Annotated in this window: 18 protein-coding genes; 3 read left to right on the forward strand and 15 right to left on the reverse strand. The window is 71.5% G+C overall.

Annotated features, from left to right (window positions below; translation table 11 throughout):
- Positions 1 to 13 precede the first annotated feature (13 nt).
- The 5 genes from V5P93_RS12170 to V5P93_RS12190 are packed head-to-tail and all read right to left on the reverse strand — an operon-like array spanning position 14 to position 1696.
- Positions 14 to 199, reverse strand: a complete 186-nt coding sequence (locus V5P93_RS12170; RefSeq protein ID WP_104480502.1) for a DUF397 domain-containing protein — start codon at positions 197 to 199, stop codon at positions 14 to 16.
- Positions 200 to 213: 14 nt separating this feature from the next.
- Complete coding sequence (locus V5P93_RS12175; protein ID WP_104480501.1) at positions 214 to 399, reverse strand: DUF397 domain-containing protein; 186 nt, start codon at positions 397 to 399, stop codon at positions 214 to 216.
- A gap of 13 nt (positions 400 to 412) precedes the next feature.
- Positions 413 to 607, reverse strand: a complete 195-nt coding sequence (locus V5P93_RS12180; RefSeq protein WP_104480500.1) for a DUF397 domain-containing protein — start codon at positions 605 to 607, stop codon at positions 413 to 415.
- Positions 608 to 620: 13 nt separating this feature from the next.
- Positions 621 to 818, reverse strand: a complete 198-nt coding sequence (locus tag V5P93_RS12185) for a DUF397 domain-containing protein (protein WP_104480499.1) — start codon at positions 816 to 818, stop codon at positions 621 to 623.
- 23 nt (positions 819 to 841) lie between these two features.
- Positions 842 to 1696, reverse strand: a complete 855-nt coding sequence (locus tag V5P93_RS12190) for a helix-turn-helix transcriptional regulator (protein WP_104480498.1) — start codon at positions 1694 to 1696, stop codon at positions 842 to 844.
- A 195-nt stretch (positions 1697 to 1891) separates the two neighbouring features.
- On the opposite strand from V5P93_RS12190, the gene V5P93_RS12195 reads away from it, so the two are divergent.
- The gene (locus V5P93_RS12195; RefSeq protein WP_104480497.1) at positions 1892 to 2758 is read left to right on the forward strand and encodes a helix-turn-helix transcriptional regulator; all 867 of its coding nucleotides are present in this window, start codon (positions 1892 to 1894) and stop codon (positions 2756 to 2758) included.
- Between the two features lie 42 nt (positions 2759 to 2800).
- On the opposite strand, the gene V5P93_RS12200 is transcribed toward V5P93_RS12195, so the two are convergent.
- The 3 genes from V5P93_RS12200 to V5P93_RS12210 form a co-directional block, all read right to left on the reverse strand.
- Positions 2801 to 3433, reverse strand: a complete 633-nt coding sequence (locus V5P93_RS12200; protein WP_146108119.1) for a hypothetical protein — start codon at positions 3431 to 3433, stop codon at positions 2801 to 2803.
- 67 nt (positions 3434 to 3500) lie between these two features.
- Positions 3501 to 5129 carry an amidohydrolase gene (locus tag V5P93_RS12205; RefSeq protein WP_104480495.1) on the reverse strand — a complete coding sequence of 543 codons (1629 nt, stop codon included), beginning with the start codon at positions 5127 to 5129 and terminating at the stop codon, positions 3501 to 3503.
- A 195-nt stretch (positions 5130 to 5324) separates the two neighbouring features.
- Entirely contained in the window at positions 5325 to 6008 is a 684-nt protein-coding gene (locus V5P93_RS12210) for a hypothetical protein (RefSeq protein WP_104480494.1), read from the reverse strand.
- A gap of 386 nt (positions 6009 to 6394) precedes the next feature.
- Between V5P93_RS12210 and V5P93_RS12215 the strand changes: the two genes are divergently transcribed.
- Entirely contained in the window at positions 6395 to 6922 is a 528-nt protein-coding gene (locus V5P93_RS12215) for a GNAT family N-acetyltransferase (protein ID WP_104480543.1), read from the forward strand.
- 3 nt (positions 6923 to 6925) lie between these two features.
- Here the strand turns inward: V5P93_RS12215 and dpgC are convergent, their stop codons facing one another.
- From dpgC to V5P93_RS12245, 6 genes are read right to left on the reverse strand one after another with little or no spacing between them, the layout of a single operon-like run.
- Positions 6926 to 8218 carry a (3,5-dihydroxyphenyl)acetyl-CoA 1,2-dioxygenase DpgC gene (gene dpgC, locus V5P93_RS12220; protein ID WP_104480493.1) on the reverse strand — a complete coding sequence of 431 codons (1293 nt, stop codon included), beginning with the start codon at positions 8216 to 8218 and terminating at the stop codon, positions 6926 to 6928.
- Positions 8215 to 8874 carry an enoyl-CoA-hydratase DpgB gene (gene dpgB / locus V5P93_RS12225; RefSeq protein WP_104480492.1) on the reverse strand — a complete coding sequence of 220 codons (660 nt, stop codon included), beginning with the start codon at positions 8872 to 8874 and terminating at the stop codon, positions 8215 to 8217. The genes dpgC and dpgB overlap by 4 nt, the downstream gene beginning before the upstream one ends.
- Before the next feature lie 28 nt (positions 8875 to 8902).
- On the reverse strand, positions 8903 to 10024 hold the full coding sequence (gene dpgA, locus V5P93_RS12230) for a 3,5-dihydroxyphenylacetyl-CoA synthase DpgA (RefSeq protein WP_181043606.1): 1122 nt from the start codon (positions 10022 to 10024) through the stop codon (positions 8903 to 8905).
- Positions 10021 to 16887 carry a non-ribosomal peptide synthetase gene (locus V5P93_RS12235; RefSeq protein WP_104480491.1) on the reverse strand — a complete coding sequence of 2289 codons (6867 nt, stop codon included), beginning with the start codon at positions 16885 to 16887 and terminating at the stop codon, positions 10021 to 10023. The genes dpgA and V5P93_RS12235 overlap by 4 nt, the downstream gene beginning before the upstream one ends.
- Before the next feature lie 38 nt (positions 16888 to 16925).
- Positions 16926 to 18254: a PLP-dependent aminotransferase family protein gene (locus V5P93_RS12240; RefSeq protein WP_245931411.1), complete on the reverse strand. Its 1329-nt coding sequence runs from the start codon at positions 18252 to 18254 to the stop codon at positions 16926 to 16928.
- A complete protein-coding gene (locus V5P93_RS12245; RefSeq protein ID WP_104480490.1) occupies positions 18251 to 18463 on the reverse strand; it encodes an MbtH family protein in 213 nt (70 codons plus the stop codon). Before V5P93_RS12245 ends, V5P93_RS12240 begins: the two co-directional genes overlap by 4 nt.
- Before the next feature lie 419 nt (positions 18464 to 18882).
- Here V5P93_RS12245 and V5P93_RS12250 point away from each other — a divergent pair, with 419 nt between their 5' ends.
- Positions 18883 to 19800 carry a response regulator transcription factor gene (locus V5P93_RS12250; protein ID WP_104480489.1) on the forward strand — a complete coding sequence of 306 codons (918 nt, stop codon included), beginning with the start codon at positions 18883 to 18885 and terminating at the stop codon, positions 19798 to 19800.
- On the opposite strand, the gene V5P93_RS12255 is transcribed toward V5P93_RS12250, so the two are convergent.
- Positions 19726 to 21063 (reverse strand): MFS transporter, encoded by a 1338-nt coding sequence (locus tag V5P93_RS12255; RefSeq protein ID WP_219824035.1) that lies wholly within the window; start codon positions 21061 to 21063, stop codon positions 19726 to 19728. The two genes, V5P93_RS12250 and V5P93_RS12255, sit on opposite strands and share 75 nt — an antisense overlap.
- Positions 21064 to 21252 lie beyond the last annotated feature (189 nt).

Genomic DNA, 21252 nt, shown 5'->3' on the forward strand with positions numbered 1-21252 from the left:
GCTTCTCCCGGGTTCACCGGCCGTGCTTGACGGCGCTGAGGAAGGTCCGCCACTCGCCACGGGCGAAGTGGAGGGTGCCGCCGGCGGGGTTCTTGGAGTCGCGGAAGGCGGTGCCGGTCCTGTGGTGGGCCGCTTCGCAGCACGCGCCGTTGCCGCTGGAGAAGCTGCTCTTGATCCAGTGGAGCTTGGGGATGTCCATGCTTTGCCTCCTGGTCAGGTGAGCTTGACGCCGTTGAGGAAGGCCCGCCATTCGTTGCGGGTGAAGGTGACGGCGCCGCCTCCGGGGTTTTTGGAGTCCCGGAGGGCGGTGCCGCCGTTGGCGAGGTGGGCTGCTTCGCAGCACTGGCCGTTGGCGCTGGAGAAGCTGCTTTTGATCCAGTTGAGCTGGGTGGTGCCCATCTGCGCCTCCTGGTCAGTTGAACTTGTCGAGCTTGACTCCGTTGATGAAGGTCTTCCACTCGCCGCGGGTGAAGGCGATGGTGCCGCCTCCGGGGTTTTTGGAGTCCCGGAGGGCGGTGCCGCCGTTGGCGAGGTGGGCTGCTTCGCAGCACTGGCCGTTGCCGCTGGAGTAGCTGCTTTTGATCCAGTTGAGCTGGGTGGTGCCCATCTGCGCCTCCTGGTCAGTTGAACTTGTCGAGCTTGACTCCGTTGATGAAGGTCTTCCAGTTGCCGTGGGTGAAGATGACGGTGCCGCCGTTGGGGTTTTTGGAGTCGCGGAAGGCGGTGCCGTTGTTGAGGTGTGCTGCCTCGCAGCACTGGCCGCTGCCGGAGAAGCTGCTCTTGACCCAGTTCAATGTCGAGGTGTCGATCTTTTCCACAGTGTCCTATCCTTCTTCTCGGCCTAGCCCTGGGCTTCCTCGATGAGCAGCGACACCGATTCCTTGGGACTCAGCGCCATCGCCACCAAGTGGTCGAAGATGGAGCGGTAGCGGCTGATGTCCGCTTCCGACTCCAGAAAAAGTTCACCGGCCATGCTCTCGATGTAGATGAGGTCGGTGTCCATCGCGTCGGCGAACTCAAGCCGGACGAACTGTCCGGACATGCCTGGGTGGGCACCAGCGCCGAACGGGATGATCTGCAGGGTGATGTTCGGTGCCTTGGCAGCCTTGACCAGGCTCAGGAGCTGCGCCCGCATGACTTCCGGACCGCCGACGTCCCTGTGGAGTGCGGCTTCGTCGATGACAGCCCAAAACTTGAGCGGCTTGTCCTTGGTGAGTACGGCTTGGCGACCCATCCGAGCCCGGACGTGGTTCTCGATCTCTTCGTCGGTCGCGCCTGGAAGGACCCCTGTGATCACGGCGCGGGCGTAGTCCTCACCTTGCAGCAACCCGGGGATGAACGAAGCCTCATAGTTGCGGACGCAGGCCGCCTCGTTCTCGAAGCTGATGTAGGCCGTGTACTCCTCGGGCAAGTCCGAATGGTACGGCTGGAGCCAGCCCTGCTTGCTCGCGTCCTTGAGCAGGTCCACCAGGTAGTCGTGCTCGTCCTTGGGAGCCTCGTACAGGCTGAGCAGAGTCAGCAACGTACGCTTCTGCGGACGGGCCTGGGCCTTCTCGATCCGGTACAGCGTCGTCTTGTTGATCGCCGTCCGCTCGTGGACGGCCTCCCAGCTCAGGTCCGCCTGCGCGCGGAGGCGGCGCAGCTCGGCCGCCAACCGGCGTAGCCGGACGGTGGGAGGCTGCTTCTTCTGCGGCACGGTGTCGATCCTTCCTCACCCCTTCGGTGGGGCCACACCAAGTGTGGCCGGTGGCGTGTCCGGTCCTCAAGCGGGGGGCGAGTGCCACGTTGTCTAACTCAACGGTTGCGTACTCGCCTTCGCGGAGGCATCCTTGCATACAGAGGGCCTGCCGTCCTCTGTGACTGTCCGCCACAGACAAGCCAGGGGTGACCGATGGCCAGGACTCCGAGGGCCGTCGCGCTGGGCCGCGCCCTGCGCCAAGAACGCGAGGCGCGCGGCTTCAGCCTGCGCGAGTTCGCCGGGATGATCAGCCGCGACGAACCGACCCTCTCCCGCTGGGAGACCGGGGACCGGGTCCCGTCCGCCGAGCAGCTGGGGCGGGTCCTGGGCACGCTGGGCGTCGCCGAGGAGCGCTTCTCCGGGATCATGATGCTGGTCCGGGACGCGAAAGCGCCCTCGTGGGTGGCCTTCGACGAGACCGAGCGCCAGTGGCAGCGGCGGGCCTACGTCGACTTCGAGCAGGAGGCTGCGGCGATCACCCTGATCTCCCTGCTGCGCATCCCCGACCTGCTCCAGACCCCCACCACCATCGCCGCCGCCCAGCGGGCGCGCGGGGTGGCCGAGCGGATGATCCCCGAACAGGTCGAGGCCGTGGTCGGCAGGCGCGAACGGCTGACCGTCGGGCACGAGGCGCCCGCGGTCACCGCGTTCATCGGCGACTCCGCCGTCCGCCAGTCGTTCGGGGAGCCCAGGGCCGCGCTCGCGCAGCTGGGGCACCTGGTCGACATGGCGCGGCGGCCGAACGTGAGCCTGCGGATCGTGCCGAGCGGGTTCGACGCGCACCCTGACTTGCACGCCGAGTCGACGCTGCTGGACTGCCGTCAGCTGCGCATCGTGGTCACGGGGTGCCTGCCGTCGCCGGTCTGGGTGCACCGGCCGGAGCACGTGCGCTCGTACCGGGGATTGGCCGACGACCTCACTGCCGCGGCCCTGTCCGAGGTCGACTCCATCGGGTTCATCAGCCACCTGGCGCACTGGCACCGGTCCCGGATCGGGCCGCTGGTGCCCGTGCGGGAGTGACCCGGCCCGCGAAGGCTCGCCGCGGGCCGGATCGGGTGGGTGTCAGGACCGGAGGAGTGGCTCGCCCGAGGTCATGCGGTCGAGCAGGGCCTCGCTGTCGACCTCGCCGTCCTCGAGGACCTCGGGGACCAGCAGCTCGCTGAACGGGACCGGCGAGAGCTCCACCTTCCCCGCTTCGATCGGGTAGTCGCGGTCGTAGCCCATGTGCACGAGGCTGCCCGCGAACGTGCCGCCGATGTGGTCGGGGGTGCTCTCGCTCAGCCAGAGCTGCACGGTGGCGCGCAGGTCGCCCGCGAAGACCAGGTACTTGTCCGAGTACTCGGCGTAGATGACCTCGGCGGTGGTGTGGCCGGTGACGATGATCTTCGAGTCGCACGTGGTGTGCAGGGCCTTGACCTTCAGGTTGCCCAGGACCACCAGGGCCGCCGCGCCGTCGTCGAAGTCGTAGAGGGGGCCGGAGAGGGTCAGGTCACCGTCGACGATGTAGCCGATGTCCCGTTCTTCCTCCCACGGGTGGTCCTCACCGTCGTTCAGGGGGAAGCCGCCGTCGATGTCGGCGCTGCCGGTGTGGAGGACGTACTCGCCCTCGTAGAGGTTCTGCCAGATTTCCTCGGACAGCCCGCGCTCCTCGAACAGCGCGACGGCCTCGTCCCACGTCACAGTCCGCGTACTCACGCGGGGGACAATACGACACAGGTCCGACAGCCCCGCGCGCCTTGCGGGGCGCGCGGGGACCGGTCGGCTAGCGCTGGAAGACCTGCTCGCCCGCGAACCAGGTCTGGGTGACCACCGTCTGGTGGACCTCGGCGATGTCGGTCTCGAAGGGGTTGCGGTCGAGGACGATGAAGTCCGCCGACTTGCCGACCGCCAGCGAACCCGTCACGTCGTCCACGCCCATGGCCTTGGCGCCCGACAGGGTGAACGCCTCGACCGCCTCCGCGAGGGTGATGGCCTGCTCCGCCCACAGCGCGCCCGGGAACTCGCCCGTCGGGTCCTGGCGGGTGACCAGGCCCTGGATGCCCTCCCACGCGTTCGGCGACTCGCTGACCGGCCAGTCCGAACCGCCCGCGACCAGGGCACCGCTGTCGAGCAGCGACCGGTTGGGCTGCATCCGCGCGGAGCGCTCCGCGGGCAGCACGTTCGCGATGGCGCTGGGGATGACGCCCGGCACCCACAGGAACGGCGAGATGTCCGCGGCGACCCCCAACTCGCCGAAGCGGGCCAGGTCGTCGGGGTGCACGAACTGACCGTGCGCCACCTGGAAGCGGGTGTCGGCGAAGCCCTCGCCGCGCAGGGTCCGCACGGCGTCGAGGGTCGCGCGGACCGCGGCGTCGCCGGTGCAGTGGATCTTGGCGCCGAACCCGGCGGCGGCGGCGTCGCGCAGCCAGCCCACGAGCTCGTCGGGCTTCATGGTGGTGGCGCCGTGGAAGCAGGCGCCGTGCGCCTCGTCGGGCAGGTATGGCTCCAGGAAGGCGGCGGTGCGGGTCGGGGGGACGCCGTCGAGGAAGATCTTGATGAACTCGGGGCGGTGGTGGGCGCTGCGGTACTGGGCGCCCAGGGCCATCAGCGGTCGGCCGATCGGGTCGAAACCGAAGATCGGGTCGTTGACCAGCAGCGACGTGACGACCCAGGCGTGCAGGTCACCGGCCTCGTCGAGGGTCTTGAGGGCGTTGAGGATGTCGACGGAGACACCCGCGTCCTGGAACGCGGTGATGCCGAACGAGTGCAGGGTGCCGATGCCGTGCCGGGACGCGGCGGCGTGCTGCTCGACCGTCATCGCGCCGGACTCGCGCACCGCGCGCTCGACCGGCACCCCCGCGGCCTCCAGCAGGACGCCGGTCAGTTCGCCGGTCGCCTGGTCGCGGACGATGACGCCGCCGTCCGGGTCCGGGGTGTCCTTGGTGATGCCCGCCAGCTCCAGCGCGCGGGTGCTGACCCAGCGGTTGTGCCTGCTGTCGTCCATCAGGGCCACCGGGCGGCCACCCGCGGCCTCGTCCAGCGCGCGCCGCGCGGACTCCCGGGAGGTGGTGTCGACCAGCGTCGACGCCCACGCCCCGCCGACCACCCACTCGTCCGGCCCGAGGCGGCTCGCCCACGCGCGGACGGCGGCGAGGATGTCGTCGAAGCCCGCCTCCCCGCCGAAGGTCAACTCGAAGAGCGCGGCCCGACCCGCCAGCGCGTGGTGGTTGTGCACGTCGACCAGACCGGGCATGACGAACGCGCCACCGAGGTCGACGACCCTGGTCGCCTCTTGCGCGTCGTCGTCGAGGGCGACCACGCGGCCGTCCTTGATGGCCACCGACGTGGCCCACGGGCGCGCGGAGTCCACCGTGTACACGGTGGCGTTGGTCAGGATGAGGTCGGCGGCCAAGGGGTCACTCCCGGGTGGTCACAGTGCGGTCAACACGCGGCGGCGCTGAGCGACCGTCCGTGCACGGAAAGTGAGCGGTCTCACTTTCCGTTCCGGCAGTCTTGGCTGCTCCGCGCGTTGGCGGAACGGGGCGGTCGGGGCTCGTGCGGCACCGGACAAGAAGGATGCGCTGTCGACCAACGCAGGGCCAGTCGATCAGGTTTCCGGTCGGAAAGTGGCGCGGAGCCAGCGAGTGAGCCGCCCGGGGTCGCGTTGGGCGAGACAGGCGTTGTCGCAGTGCCCGCGCACGTAGATGGCCTGGCCGGTTCTGATGAGGGCGGTCAGGACCATGCCCGCGTAGCCGACGATCACGAAGTAACCCGCTTGGCCGCGCTTGGTGCCGACGTCGTCGACGGGGAGGGCCCGGATCGTGCCGACGGTGTCGATGTAGACGCGGTCGGTGCGGGCCGTGCTGGAGCGGTGGATGGTCTCGCACTCCGCCGTGAGGGGGAGCGGGGTGCTGAGTGCTTCCGTGCAGCTGACGAGTTCGCCGCGGGCGGGGATGACGTAGATGGGGGTGATGAGGAAGACGCCGCCGACGAAGAAGAAGAGCCAGGTGAACACCATCGCGCCGGTGCCTCGGCCGATCTCGTGGTCGTGGTTGTGGGGGCGCTGGAAGAAGTGGATCGAGCCGAGGGTGCCGAGGACGCAGACGCCGACGAGGCCGGTCCAGAGGAGGACGTCGATGAAGACGCCCGCGGGGCCGTGCAGCCAGGTGTGGTCGGCGTAGGCGATGAAGGCGGTGATGGCGGCGATCAGGGCGGGGAGGACCAGGAGGATGAGGAGGAAGCGGGCGGCGATCCAGGTCCAGGAGCGCCAGGTGATCGGGATCCGCGCCACTCGGCGCCTCCTTGAGGTGTGCCTTCGGGGATCGATGCTAGCGAGCGGGGGTGGTGGGGTGGGGCGGAATGCGGCAAAGCAATGGCGAAGGCACCGAGGCCGCAACAGTGCCGTGCGGTGAAGAACGAACTCGACGAGGTCGAAGCCGCTCTGCCCGGTCTCGGCGAGCTACAGGACGAGGCTCGAAAGGGGCTTCGGGAGCAGAACCGTAGCGCTGATTGGACGACCCGGTTGTTTGGGTGGCTGGGGTACGGAGACAAGCGGGTAGCCGGTCGGATCGCTGACGTGCGTGCCGAGTTGAGGCGGCGGAGAAAAGACCACAACAAGGCTGTCACAAGGCGGGACGACCTCGATCGCCTGTGTCGGGTGGCGATAGGTTGCCCGGCATGAGCGAGCCGAGATCTGTTGCCTGGCCGCCGGTTCCGATCGCGACGGGGCGGCTGTTGTTGCGGGCGTCCGAGGGGCGGGATCGGAAGGTGTTCATCGAGTTGTTCGCGTCGGTGGAGGTGGGGGCCTTCATCGGGGGCGGGCGGTCTCGGGAGGAGCTTGAGGGGGAGGTGCCTCGGGTGCCGGGGCAGCGACCTGGGGTGCTGGTGGTCGAGGTCGCCGGGGTGATGGTCGGGGTGGTCACGCTTGAGCGGCGGGACGTGGAACGGGTCCGGCACGGGGAAGTGGGGGAGTTCGAACTCGGCTACCTGTTCTTGCCTCATGTGTGGGGACATGGGTATGCCACCGAAGCCTGTGCGGCGGCGCTGGAGTGGTTCGGGGGCGCGCTGCCGGGGGAGTCGGTGGTGCTCTGCACGCGGGTGGCCAACGAGCGGTCGATGCGGTTGGCGGCGCGGCTGGGTTTTGTCGAGGTGGCGCGGTTTGAGGAGGTCGGGGCCGAGCAGTGGCTCGGAGTGCGGGGCGGGTAGGGGTCAGGGGTTTCGGCCCGCGGTGGTGAAGCGGCTGACTTTGGTGAGGACGTCCTGGCTGTAGATGCGGAGTGCTTGTTGTAGGGCGAATTCGGCTGCGTAGTGGCGGAAGGTGTCTTGGGGTTCTTCGGCCAGGTTGAGCATTTTGCGGTTGGTGAGCACGGCGGCGTTGTCCAGGCGGTTGGCGGCTTCCGCGACGGTGGTGTCCATGTGGTCTGGGGGGACTACCTCGTCGAAGAGGAGACTCGCCTCCGGGTCGGTGGCGTGGATGGTTCGGCCCCACAACAGGATCTGCCTGGCCACGCGGGCGCCGACCGAGCGGGTCAGGCGGAGGTTGGCCATGCCGGGGACGATGCCCTCCTGGGCCGCCGGGAGGCAGTAGTAGGAGTCCGAGGCGGCGATCACGCGGTCGAAGGTGTGGAGCAGTTGGGCGCCGCCGCCGATGGCGAAGGTGTCTACGGCTGCGAGCCACGGCTTTTCGACGGTGGGGGAGCGCCAGTCGGTGTCGGTTGTGGTGCCTCGGAGGATCTTGCTGATGTAGCCCAGTTCCCGGCGGAGTAGGAAGTCGACCAGGGAGATGTCGCCTGCGTGTAGGCGTTTCAGGTTTATGCCGGAGCTGAAGACCCGTTTGTTCTTGTAGCGGGGGTGGGTCATGTGGCCGCCGCGGACTGCGGCTACGTGGGTGGTGGGGTCCAGGAGGGCTAGGTCGACCGCGGTTTCCATGTCGTCGACCTGTTGGCAGTCTTCGGCGTTGAGGCAGTCTTCGCGGATGAGGGTCAGGTGGGTGATGCCGTCTTGGCGGGATAGGTGGACAGAGTGTAGGCGTAGGTCGCCGGTGGCTTGGAACGTGTCTAAAAGGGACAGTGAGCGTGGGGTGGGGCGGAGCATGGACTCCAGGAGGTGGGGGCCTGAGGTGGGAGAGCGCAGTACGGCGCGTAGGAGGATGGCCTGGTCGATTTCGAAGCCCTCTTTGTCGGCTTGTACGCGGCCGGATTCGAGGGTGAAGAGGTGGGGGCTGGGGAGGATGCCGGGGTAGGCGGTGGTGATTGATTCCAGGAGGTCGGGTAGGCGCAGGGGGAGGCGGTGGTTGTCGGTGACCGCGTTGTAGATGGTGTCGACGTGGGATGAGAGGTAGTGGGAGCGGGCAGCGCGGAGGGTTTGGTGGATGGCCGCGGCGGTGGCGCGGTCGTCCGGGCCTCGGTCTGCGGGCTCGGGTAGGGAGAGGAGCTGCTGTTCGGAAGTGCGGGCCAGAGCGGAGAGGGTGGACAAGGAGGGGAGGTCGGGGAAGAGGGTCATGCGGCGCCGCCGCGGAGGACGCGGTCGCAGGCGGCCAGGTGCCTGCCTAGGGCGTCTTCGAAGGTGGTTGTGGTGGCCTCCAGGAGGAGTTGGCGGCGGACTGCCACGTCTGAGGCGGGAGTGGGGGTGAAGGTGTTGGCCAGGTGGGTGGCCGCGTCCAGGGACGGGGCGAGTTGGTCCAGCAGGCCGAGTTCTACGGCGGTTGAGGCGGTGACCGGGACGTCGAACAGGACGGCGCGGCGGACTCGGGCTACGCCTACCTGGTTGGCGAGCCGGTACAAGGCCATGCCCGGCCAGGCCGCGGACGGGCCGCTGCCCGAGGGGAGGCGGAGGGTGACGTCGGGGGTGCCGATGCGGTAATCGGTGGTCAGTAGGGCCTCCAAGGCCACACCGCCGCATTCGTCGTGGACGGTGGCGACTGTGGTGGCTGAGAGGCGTTCAAGCCTGCGTAGGGCGCGTTCCCACTTGTTGACCAGGGCGATGTCCAGTGGTGCCTGCTCGGTGGTGGCGCCGCCGGTCAGGTGAAGGACGGCGACGGCCGCTTGGGTGTCCTCCACCCGGTCGGCGAAGGCGTGCAGGTCGGCTACCAGGTCGCGGCTCGGCGGGCGGGTGCCGTCGATGGTCAGGTGCGGCGTGGTCGTGGTGTCGGTGCTCATGGGGTCCTTCGCGTGTTGGGAGGGGGTGTTACCAGCGGACCAGCGCGGTCTCGATGGTGGAGCCAGGGCCCATGGTCATCAGGACACCGAGTTCACCGGGGCGGACGGCGCCCTCGTCGCACAGCCGCTCGTAGGAGAACAGGAACGAACCGCTGGAGAGGTTGCCGTAGTCGCGCAGGACGCCGGTGGTGTGGCGGACGTCGTGTTGGGTCAGGCCAAGGTTGATCCGCACCGAGTCGATGACCTTCTTACCGCCGGAGTGCACCAGCCAGTGCGCGATGTCGGCCCGGCGCAGGCCGGTGCCCGCAAGGAGTTTCGACACCACCAGGTCCGCGTGGGCGCCGACCACGTAGGGCACCTCGGGGTCGAGGAAGAAGCTGAAGCGGCCCGCGTCGTCGTCCCAGTCGTAGCGCATCGCGTCTACGGCTTCGGGGATGATGCAGCTCGCGTACTTGAGGACCGATGGACCTGGGCGGTCGCGGGGGTCGGCGGCGACGACCGCGACGGCGCTCGACCCGTCGCCGAACAGGCTGTTGACCACCGAGGTGCGCATGGTTCCGTCGAACACGTACGCCGCCGAGCAAGCCTCCGCGCACACCATCACCGCCAGTCGGCCCGGGTGGGCCAGCGCCCAGCCGGTGACGGCGTTGAGGCTGTTGAGGCCCGCGTTGCAGCCCATGCCGACGACGTCCAGGCGGCTGGTGTGGCGGTCCAGGCCCAGTTCGCGGATCAGCAGGGCGCTGAAGCCCGGGGTGAGGAAGCCGGTGGACGTCACGCAGCACAGGTAGCCGATGTCGGCCAGGTCCGCGCCCGCGCTCTTGAGGCACGCCTCGACCGCGCGTCGCCCCATCTCGACGCCTTGACGCTTGTGCTTGGCCAGAAGCGCGCCCTGCTCCTCCAACAAGCGGGAGCCGTCCTGGGCTTCCGGGGGCAGGGTGAGGAATCGGCGTTCGATGGCGCTGTTGAGGAACACCGACCGCACGCGGGGATCGGAGATGCCGAAGATGTCCAGCAGGTCCCGCTGCGAGTACGACGTCGGCGGGGTGGCGGTGCCGATCCCGACGAGCCGGGCGGGTGGTGTCGCCGTGCGCGGGCCCGCCGCGTCGGGGCGGAGCGCGCCGGGGTGCGGCAGGTCGATCAACGCGGTCATCGGGTCACCTGGCCTTCTGCGGGAGCGAACACGTCAGCGATCTTCCGGTGGACGAGCGCGCCGATCTCGTGCACGGCCGGGGCGCGCAGCATCTCCAGGTGGCCCGCGCTGACCGCGCGGACGTCCGGTTCGGTGGTGACCGAGCGCCACTGGTCGGACGCGCGGGCCTCGGCCTTGGCGTCGAGGAACAGCACGGGTGCCTGCACGACGGCCGGGACGTGCGCGATCTGCGCCCGCGCGTTGGCCATCGCGACCCGGACCAGCGCGCCGATCTCCGCCTCGCGAAGAGTCGCCAATGGACTGTCTGCATCGGACAGCAGGCGGCGGAGCGCGGAACCGTCGAACTCGCTGCCCGGTGGCGGGACCAGTCCGTCCAGCGCGGAGGGCAGCACGTCCGCTGCCGTGCGCTCGCCCGCCGGGTCCGGTCCGTGGAAGGAGTCCAGCATGACCAGCAGCGCGGTCCCCGGCAGCCGCGCGGCCACCTCGTGCGCCACGGTCCCGCCGAACGACCAGCCCACCAGCACGCACGGCCCGTCGCCGCACAGCTCGCGCACCCGCGCCGCGTACTCCGCCGCCAGCTCGCGCACCGACCGCTCCGGCACGTCACCGCGCAGCCTGCGGTCTTGCAGCGCGAACACCGGGTGCCCGCTCGGCAACCGGCGCACCAGCGACGACCACGCCCAGCCGAGCCCGTTGACCGCGGGCAGCAGGACGATCGGCGGCCGGTCGCCGTGCGCGCGGTAGGTCAGCACGTCGGCCAGCTCGTCCGCCCCGGCGGAGGTCACCGCGAGCTGGAACCGGGCGACCGTGGGGTTCTGGAACAGCGTCTGCACCGTCGCCCGTGTGCCCAGGGTCGCGTTGACCCGGCTCGTGAGCCGCACCGCCGACAGCGAGTGGCCGCCGTGGTCGAAGAAGTTGTCGTCGACGCTCACCGACTCCACGCCGAGCACCTCGGCGAAGAGTCCACACAGGACGTGCTCGCGCGGGGTCCGCGGCGGGCGCCCGATGGACGCCCTGGTCGGTGCGGGCAGCAGTCGGACGTCCAGTTTCCCGTTGGACGTCAACGGAAGCGAGGGAAGCGGCACGATCGCGACGGGCACCATGTAGCCGGGCAGGGTGGCCGCCGCGTGCTCGCGCACCTCGTCCGGATCGAGGGACGCCTCCGGCTCGGGCACGACGTAGCCGACGATCCGCTGGTCACCCGGCACGTCCTCGCGCACCACCACGGCCGCGTGCGCGACCGCCGGGTGCCGCCCCAGCACCGACTCGATCTCGCCCGGCTCGATCCGGATGCCGCGCACCTTCACCTGGTCGTCGGTGCGCCCGCCGAACTCCAGCAGCCCCGCCCGGTTCCACCGCGCCATGTCCCCGGACCGGTACATCCGCGCACCCGGCGCGCCGAACGGGTCCGCCACGAACCGGCCGGAGGTCAGCCCCGGCCGCCCGAGGTAGCCGCGCGTCACCAGGTCACCGCCGATGTACAGCTCGCCGAGCACCCCGGTCGGCGTCGGTCGCAGTGCCCGGTCGAGCACGTAGAACCGCGTGTTCCACGCCGCCCGCCCCAGCGGCAGCACCCCGTCCGGCACGACGTCACCCGGCGAGATCCGGTACTCCGCGCAGCCCACGGTCGTCTCCGTCGGCCCGTACTCGTTCACCACGGTCACGCCCGGGTGCGCGCTCAGCCACCGCCGCAGCGGCTCGCCCAGCAGCGACTCACCGCCCAGCACCAGCAGCTCCGACGGCGAGAACTCCGGCGGCAGCGCGGACAGCAGCTCCAGGTGCGTCGGCGTGCCCTTCACGAACGTCGGCCGCGCCGCCGGATCGAGCGTCGCGTCGTCCGACAGCCGGGCCAGGTGGACGAGACCACCCGAGGTCAGCGGCCCGAACAGGCCGGTGACGGTCAGGTCGAAGGTCACCGGGGAGTGCAGCAGCACCCGCCCGGCCACCGCCGGGTACCGGTCGCGGGCCCACGCCAGGTACAGCGCGACCGACCGGTGCTCGACCACCACACCCTTCGGTCGGCCGGTGGACCCCGAGGTGAACAGCACATAGGCGGTGTTCGCCGGGGTCAGCGGCGCGCGCCGCTCGTCGTCGGCGACGTCCACCGACGAGTACCGGGCGGACACCTCGACGTCCACCGCGGTCAGCGTCGCCACCGGGCACGCCTCGGCCACCACCGCCGCGATCCGGTCCGCCGGGTGCGCCGGGTCCACCGGCAGGTACGCGGCCCCCGACTTCAGCACCGCCAGCACCGCGACCACCACGTCCGCCGACCGGGGCAGCGCCACCACCACGATCGACTCCGGCCCCGCGCCCAGCCCGATCAGGTGCCGGGCCAGTCGGTTCGCGCGCGCGTTCAGCTCGGCGTAGGTCAGCACCACGCCGTCGCACTCCACCGCCACCGCGTCCGGCACCCGCGCGACCTGCCGCTCGAACAGCGCCGTCAGCGTCTCCGGCGCCACCTCGCGGTCGGTCGCGTTCCACGTCCGCAGCACGTCCTCGCGCTCGGCCGCGCTCATCAGGTCGATCCCGGACACCGGCCGGTCCGGGTCGGTCAGCGCGGCTTCGAGCAGCCGGGCCAAGCGGTCGCCGATGACCTGGGCGGTCTCGGGTTCGAACAGGTCGGTGGCGTACTCGATGGCCACACCGAGCCCGTCCGGGCGCTGGGCGACGGCGAAGGACAGGTCGAACTTCGCCGTGGCCGTGCCGGAGGTCAGGTCGGTGACGTCGAGGTCGCCCAGCCGGAGCTCGTCGGACTCCGCGCCGCCGACCGAGAGCAGCACCTGGAACAGCGGGTGGTGCGCCAGCGACCGGGCCGGGTTCAGCTCCTCGACCAGCCGGTCGAACGGCACGTCCTGGTGCGCGTACCCGGCCAGGTCGGCCTCCCGCACCCGGTCCAGCACCTGCCGGAACGTCGGGTCGCCGGTGACGTCCACCGGCAGCACCAGCGTGTTGACGAAGAACCCGATCACCTCGTCCAACGCCTGGTCGCCGCGCCCCGCGACGGCCGTGCCGACCGGGATCCGGTCGCCGCCGCCCAGCCGCGACAGCAGCACGCCGACCGCCGCGTGCAGCACCATGAACACCGTGGCCCCGCTCTCGTGGGCGAGCGCGCGGACCCGGTCGTGCACCGACCGGTCGAGGTCGAGGTCGACGACCGCGCCGCGGTTCGAGGCGATCGCGGGCCGCGGCCGGTCGGTGGGCAGCACCAGCAACTCCGGCAGGTCCGCCAGCGCCTCGCGCCAGAACCGCAGTTGCGCGCCGAGCACGCTGTCGGGGTCGCGGTCGTCGCCGAGCACTTCCCGTTGCCACAGCGCGTAATCCGCGTACTGGACCGGCGGCGCGGGCAGCTCGGGGGCGGTGCCGTCGCGGCGGGCGCGGTAGGCGGCGTCGAGGTCACGGGCGAAGACGTCCATCGACCAGCCGTCCACGGCGATGTGGTGCAGCACCAGGACGAGCGTCGCCTCGCCGTCGCCGAGTACGACCTCGGCGTGGATCGGCAGGTCGCGGGCCAGGTCGAAGTGGTGGGTGGTGTCGACGGACTCGACGACGCCGACCGTGACGCGAGCCGCCTCGACGGGCAGCACGAGTTGGTACGGCTCGCCGTCGTGCTCCGGGAAGACCGTGCGCAGCGACTCGTGGCGCGCGACGACGTCGGTCAGCGCGGCGGACAGCGCGTCGACGGACAGGTCGCCGCGGACCCGCAGAACCGTTGGCAGCGTGTAGGTCGCGGTGTCCTCGCCGATCGCGTCGAGGAACCACAGCCGCCGCTGCGCCGCGGTCAGCGGCAGCCGCTCAGGTCGTGGTCGCGCGACGAGCGGCACGACCGGGCCGTTCGCGGTGGCCAGGAACCGGTCCAGGTCGGCCGGGGACGGGTGGCGGAACACCGAGCGCAGGTCGACCGAGATGCCCAGCGCCGCGCGGATCCGGTTGACCAGCCGCGTCGCCAGCAGCGAGTGGCCGCCCAGGTCGAAGAAGCTGTCCGCGGCGCCGACCTCGGGCAGCCCCAGCACGTCCGCGAACACCCCGCACAGCACCTCTTCGCGCGGGCTGCGCGCCCGGTGCTCGAAGCCGGTGGCCTGCGGCGCGGGTAGGGCCTTGCGGTCGAGCTTGCCGTTGCTGGTGACCGGCCAGTCGGCCAAGCGCACCACGACCGCCGGGACCAGGTGCCGGGGCAGTCGCTCGGCGAGGGCCCGGCGCGCGGACTCGGGGTCGACCGGGCCGCTGACGTACCCGACCAGGCGGCGCTCGCCCGGCCGGTCCTCGCGCACCACGACCGCCGTGCGCTCGACCCCCGGCACCGCGGCCAGCGCCGCGGTGACCTCGGCTGGCTCGATGCGGAACCCGCGGATCTTGACCTGGTCGTCGGCGCGGCCCAGGTAGCGCAGCGAACCGTCCGGCAGCCAGCGCACCAGGTCACCGGTGCGGTAGCAGCGGGAGCCGGGCGGGCCGGACGGGTCGGCGACGAACCGCGACGCGGTCTCGGCCTGCCTGCCCAGGTACCCCACGGCCACACCCGCGCCGCCGACGTACAGCTCGCCGACCGCGCCGGGCGGCACGGGCCGCAGCGCGCTGTCGAGCACGCGCAGCGTGTAGTTGGTGATCGGGCCGCCGATGACCGCGACCGGTCCGGCGACCCGGGCCATGGTCGCGTCCACGGCGGTCTCGGTGGGGCCGTAGGTGTTGAGGCACAGGAAGTCCTGCGCGCCGAGCAGCGCCCACAGGTCGTCCTCGACCGCCTCGCCGCCGACGTCGAGGAACGCCGGGGTGTAGCCGCCGTCGAGCAGACCCACCTCCACGAGGCCGCGCGCGAAGGACGGTGTCGTGGACACGATGTCGAAGCGGGCGTCGCGGATTCGGCGCAGCAGCGCGGTCGGGTCGCGGCGGGTGTCGTCGTCGACGACGTGCAGCTCGTGGCCCACCGCCATCCACACCACCGGGTCCAGCGAGGCGTCGAAGGTCAGGCTCGCGGTCAGGCCGATCCGCAGCGGCGGCGCGCCGCCCACCAGCGGCAGGGTGTCGATGGCGTGGTGGTGCCCCAGGTTCGCCAATGCCTTGTGCTGCACCAGGACACCCTTGGGGCGGCCGGTCGAACCGGAGGTGTAGATCAGGTACGCGATGTCGTCCGGCCGGGGCGCGGGTAAGCGCTCCACAGTGGACTCAGCGAGGTGGCGGACGTCCCCGTCCCGCACGACGAGCACGGCGCCGCTGTCGGCCATGAGCGCGCGGATGCGCTCGGGCGGCTCGGTGGGATCGATCGTCAGGTGCACGGCCCGCGCCTTGAACACCCCGAACACGGCGACGATCGAGGCGACCGAGCGGGTCAGCGCGCTCGCCACGACCTCCCCGGGACGCACGCCCGCGCGCACCAGGCCCGCGGCGAACCGGTTGGCGCGGTCGTCGAGTTCGGCGCGGGTGAGCGTGGTGGTCCCGTCGGTCACCGCGACGGCGTCCGGCGCCTCGGCGACAGCCGCCGCGAACGTGTCGAGGATGGTCCCCGGTCCGGGGTCCACCCGGCCCCGGCCCCAGCGGGCCAGCAGGGCGGACTCGCTGGGGGAGCACAGGTCGAGGTCGTTGATCCGCCTGGTCGGGTCGGCCGAGACCACCGCGAGCACCCGCGCCAGGCGCGCGGCCAGCGACCGGGCGGTGGACTCGTCGAACAGGTCGGCCGCGTACTCGACCACGACGTCCAACCGGTCGGGCAGGTCCATCAGCGTCACGTCGAGGTCGAACTTCGCGACCAGCAGCCCGGTCGGCTCCACCGCGCAGTCCAGCCCCGGCAGCGCGAGCGCGCCCTGCCCGCCGTCTGCCCAGGTCAGCAGCACCTGGAACAGCGGGTGGCGGCCCAGTTCGCGGTCCGGCCGCAGGTCCTCCACCAGGCGGTCGAAGGGCAGGTCCGCGTGCGCGTGCGCGTCGACGGCCCGCCGCCGCGCGCGGCCCAGGAGTTCGGCGAAGGTGGGGTTGCCGGAGGTGTCGGTGCGCAGGACGAGCGTGTTGACGAAGAACCCGACCAGGTCGGCCAAGGCCTCCTCGGGACGTCCGGCGACGACCGTGCCGAGCGCGATGTCGGTGCCCGCGCCCAGCCGGGTCATGGTCGCGGCGAGAGCGGCCTGCGCGACCATGAACGGCGTGGCGGAAAGCCCGCGCGCCAAGGCCTTGACCGCGTCCCGGGTTTCCGCGTCGACCGACACCGTCACCACGCCGCCCCGGTTCGTCGGGGTCGCGGGACGCGAGCGGTCCGACGGGATGGTCACCTCGTCCGGCAGTCCGTCGAGTGTCGTGCGCCAGTAGGCGAGCTGCACCGCGGATTCGCTGTCCGGATCGGACTCCTCGCCCAGCAGATCCCGTTGCCACAGCGTGTAATCCGCGTACTGGACCGGCAGCGGCGCCCACTCCGGTGCCGTGCCCGCGAGCCGCGCGGTGTAGGCGTGCGCCAAGTCCGCCGCGAACGGGCCCATGGACCAGCCGTCGGCGGCGATGTGGTGCAGCACCAGGACGAACCGCGTGTCGTCGCCGCGCACCAGGTGCGCGTGCAGGGGGAGATCGGTGGCGAGGTCGAACAGGTGCGCGCTCTGCCGCGCCACCTCGTCGGCCACCTCCGACTCCGCGCACTCGGTCAACCCGACCGACACCCGCGCCCGCTCGACGGGCAGGATCACCTGCGCGGGCTCGCCGTCGCGCGCCGGGTAGACCGTGCGCAGCGACTCGTGCCGCGCCACCACGTCCGACAGCGCCGCCGCGAGCACGGACCGGTCGAACTCGCCGCGCAACCGCGTCACCACGGGGATGTTGTAGGTCGCGCTCGGCCCCTCCAGCGCGTGCGCGAACCACAACCGGCGTTGCGCCGGGGACAGCGGGTACATCGGCGGCCCTTTCAGCGGTGGGTCTGGTCTCAGGGGTCTCAGGGGGTCTGCGACTGGATGAACGCGGCCAGCCGGTCGAGACCGGTGTCGATCTCCTCGTGGGTCAGGTTGCTGACCGAGAGCCGCAGCTCGGCCACCGGCACGCCGTCGCCGTAGAAGTGGTGCATCGGCGTCCACAGCACCCGGAACGACCGCGCGGACAGCTCCAGCAGCGCGTCGTCGGTGGCGAACGGCACGCGCAGCACCAGGAAGAAGCCGCCGCCCGGGGTGTTCCACGAGACGCCGTGGCCGCCGCCCGGCGGGAACCGCTCGGTCAACCCGGCCAGCGTCCGGCGCAGGTTGCCCCGGTACACCTCGCGTTCGCGGTCGTTGGCCGCGCGCAGGCTGAACCCGTTCGCCAGCAGCTTCCCGCCGATCGCGGCCTGGGCCAGCGGCGAGGTGTTGACCGTGAGCATGCTCTTGAGCCTGCCGAGCTGGTCGGCGAGCAGTTCCGCGCGGCCGTCCGGGGTGCGCACCGGCTGGTCCGCCACGGCGAACCCGACGCGCGCGCCGGGCAGGCCGGTCTTGCCGTACGAGCCGAGGTAGACCACGCGGTGGTCGCGGTCGAGCGACTTCAGCGTCGGCGGCCGGGGTGCGTCGTCGGCGGGGAACAGGCCGTACGGGTTGTCCTCCAGCAGCAGGAAGTCGTGGCGCGCGGCCAACTCCAGCAGCCGCGTGCGGGCCGCGGTGTCGAGGCTGGTTCCGGTCGGGTTGGCGAAGTCGGCCACCAGGTAGAACGCGCGCACCCGCTGCCCGGCCGCCGAAGCCGCGGCCAGCCGCGCTTCCAGGTCGGCGAAGTCGATGCCGCTACCGGACGCGGCCACCGGCAGCACCGCCATGTCCGCGAGCTGCGCGGCGCCGAGCGCGCCCACGTAGCACGGCCGGACGGCGAGCAGCACGTCGTCGGGGGTGCGGCGCAGGGCGCGCAGGCACAGGAACAGCGCCTCCTGGCAGCCCACGGTGACCACGATGGACTCCGGGTCGACGTGGATGTCCTCGTCCGCCGCGAGGTTGCGCGCCACCAGGTCGTGGATGATCCCCTTGGTGCGCCCGTATTGCAGCAGCTGCTGGTTGGCGCGGGCCTGGTCGCCGCCGTACGACTCCACCAGGTGCCTGTGGAACAGGTCCAGGTGCCGGTGCACGTCGTCGAGGTCGAGGAACCGCTCCGTCGGCCGCCCGGCGGCGAACGAGATCGCGCCGGGGTAGCGCAGCGCCACGCCGTTGAGGAAGTCCATCGACTCCGCCAGCGGGTGGCCGAGCGAGGCGTGCAGCTCCGCCTGGCGCAGCTCGGTGGCGGACCCGGTGGCGGACTCGGCTACCCCGGTCACCGCTCGCCCATCGCGCGCACCAGGCTCGCCGGGCGCAGGTCGGTCCAGTTCCGCTCCACGTACGCCAGGCACTCCGCGCGCGTGGTCTCCGCCAGCGCCACGGTCCACCCGGCGGGCACGTCGACGAACGACGGCCACAGCGAGTGCTGGTTCTCGTCGTTCACCAGCACCAGGAAACGGCCGCTCTCGTCGTCAAATGGATTGGTCACGTCGAATGCGCTCCCGTACTCGTGGCATTGCCGGCAATAGGGGTGAACTCGGGGTTGATCGTCCGGCGAAATGCCGGGACCCCGGCGGGTCGAACCCAATTCCCGGCCAGCTTATGAGTCGCCCGCGCGGCCGGGCAAGGTGGTCGCGCTCCCCGGCATTGGCAGCTAGGTGACACGGCCGGTGGCTCGATTGTGTGCCGCGTCGGGGCCCGGCCCGCAGGAAGTGGACAGCGCGGTCGCGGACACCGCTCCCATACCTACGGTGACCAGCCGGTTTCGTTCCGTTCAGCGGAGCGGGTGCGGCCGAACAGCGTCAACTACTCCGTGCTGCTTGTCGGTCACCAATTGGCATGCCATGGTGAGCGACAGCCCGGATGGGGGGCCTGTCGGGCAACCGGTAACAAACGCGGGGGAGTTTCGTGATCAACGCGGTCGGGGCGGCGGTGCCGCAGGCGCGCGCGAGCCGGGATGGCACCGGGGGTGCCACCGCTGGTCAGGGCGAGGGGGTCGACGCGTTCCACGGCGCGCGGCGGCTGCTCATCGAGGCGCTGGAGCTGTCCATGGGGCAGCGCCGGACCGCGGCCGAACCCCGCGACGCCGGTGCCGAACTCCGCGCCGAGCTGCGCGCGCGGCCCGCGGGCACCTCGGTGCTGGTCGCCTGCTCCGCCCAAGCCGAGCTGACCGAACCGCTGGGCATGGACCCGTGCGAGTTCCTGCGCGCCGAGGTGCTCGACCGCGGCCACCGGCTGACGCTGCTGCACCACGACCTGGCCGCGCTCGCCGCGCCCGACCAGCACACCCTCGCCGGTCTGGTGGCCGCGGGCGCCGAGGTCCGGGTCCTGGCCCGCACCCTGCCGCGCGCGGTGCTGGTCGGTGACGACGTGGCGCTGCTGCCCGCCGACACCGGCGGCGGCACCCTGGTCCGCACCCCCGAGGTGGTCCGCGCCCTGCGCCAGACCCACGCCACGCTGCGCGACCTCGCCGTCGACTTCACCGAGCTCACCGGCGCGGTGATCGCCCTGGTCGGACCCAGTTCGCTGGCCGACGTGCTGGGCCGCCTGTGCGCCGGGATGAAGGACGAGAGCGCGGCGCGGCAGATGCGCGTGTCCGTGCGCACCTACCGCCGCTACGTGGCCAGCATCCTCAAGTCCCTGAACGTGACCTCGCGGTTCGAGGCCGGGATGCGGCTGTCCGAGATCGGGCTGACCGACCTGGCCCGCAGGCACGCCGCGCGCGCGACCCCCGGTCCCCGAACCGCGGGCTCATGCGGTCTCGGCGGGCCAGGCGGTGCGCCGGAAGACGGGGTTGAGCAGGCCGAAGGCGAACACGAGGGCTAGCGCGCCCGCCAGGCCCACCAGCACGACCCACACCGGCGCCACGTCCAGCAGCAGCCCGACGACCAGCGTGCCCAGCGCCGAACTGGCGCCCCACAGCGTCATCGCCGCCGACGCCACCCGGCCCCGCTGCGCGTCCGGGACCTGCCGGAACAGCACGATGTCGACCAGCACCCGCATCGTCGGCACACCCAGCATCGACAGGAACAGGGCGCTGCCCGCGCCCCACGGGCCCAACGGCAGCGCGAGCACGCACAGCAGCACGGTGAGGAACGCGGCCTGACCGAGCATCAGGACGCCGGGGGCGAGCCGGTTGAGCCTGCCGATCAGCAGCGTGCCCAGCAGGCCGCCGACCGCGAGCCCGGCCGTGGCGATGCCGATCTGCTCGGACGAGACACCCTGCGCGGTCAGGTACACGGCCGTGACCAGCACCAACGGCGCCGACGCCGCGTTCATCGCGGCGGTGAACAGGGTGGTCCGGCGCAGGGTCGCCTGGTTCCACAGCACGGACAGGCCGGTGGCGATGCGGCGCGCGATCGAGCCGCCGTCCGCGGTCGGGGCCGGTTCCGGTTTCGCCGCCGGGGGCACGCGGACCAGCGCCATGCAGACCCCCGCGACGAGCGAGCTGACCGTCGTGACCAGCCACGGGACCACGGCGGCGACGGCGAAGAGCGCGCCACCCAGCGGCGGGCCGACCAGGGACGCGCCGCTGACCCGGGCCTCCTCCTGGGTGAGCGCGGCGGTGAGCTGCTCGGACGGCACGAGCGCGCGGATCATCAGCATCCGGGCGGTCGCGCTGAACGGCCGCATCGAGCCCATGACCACCGCGACGACCAGCAGGTGCGGCAGCGTCAGCGCGTCCAGGGCGAGGGCGACCACCACGCTGGCCGCGCCGACCGCGCGCCCCACCTCGACCAGGATCAGCACCACGCGCCGGTCGTGCCGGTCGACCAGCTCGCCCGCGGGCAGGCCGAGCACCAGCCCCGCGATCATCTCCACCGACGCGACCGCGCCCGCCGCGCCCGGCGACCCGGTGACCATCAGGACGACCAGCGGGAACACCAGGGCGGCGACCTCCAACCCGAGGATGGAGAACGCCGCGCCGGTCCACAACAGTTGGAATGGCCCGTTCCGGCGCAGCGGCACGGCGGTCGCCGGTCCGGAGTCGTCACGGACCGTGTCGGCTCGGGTGGGGCTGCTCCGACCGGGGTCATCACGGCCGGGGTCGTCGTCACGGAGGTCGGGGTTCACCTCGACGTCGGACACGGGTGTCTCCTCGGTATCGCATTTGCACGCCGTTGTCGCCCACCCGACCACATTCGCGCTGGATAGTGGAGTGCGTGGTTTCGGTCAGTCAGGATCCTGCCGCTGGAATAGGACCGACCGGGATCGTGCGGCAGGATGCTGCCACACGGCCGCGAATTGTTCCCGAGCCCCGATCCATTCCATACGATC

This window comes from Actinokineospora auranticolor (genome assembly GCF_041897805.1).
In the GTDB taxonomy this organism is placed as follows: Bacteria; Actinomycetota; Actinomycetes; order Mycobacteriales; family Pseudonocardiaceae; genus Actinokineospora; species Actinokineospora auranticolor.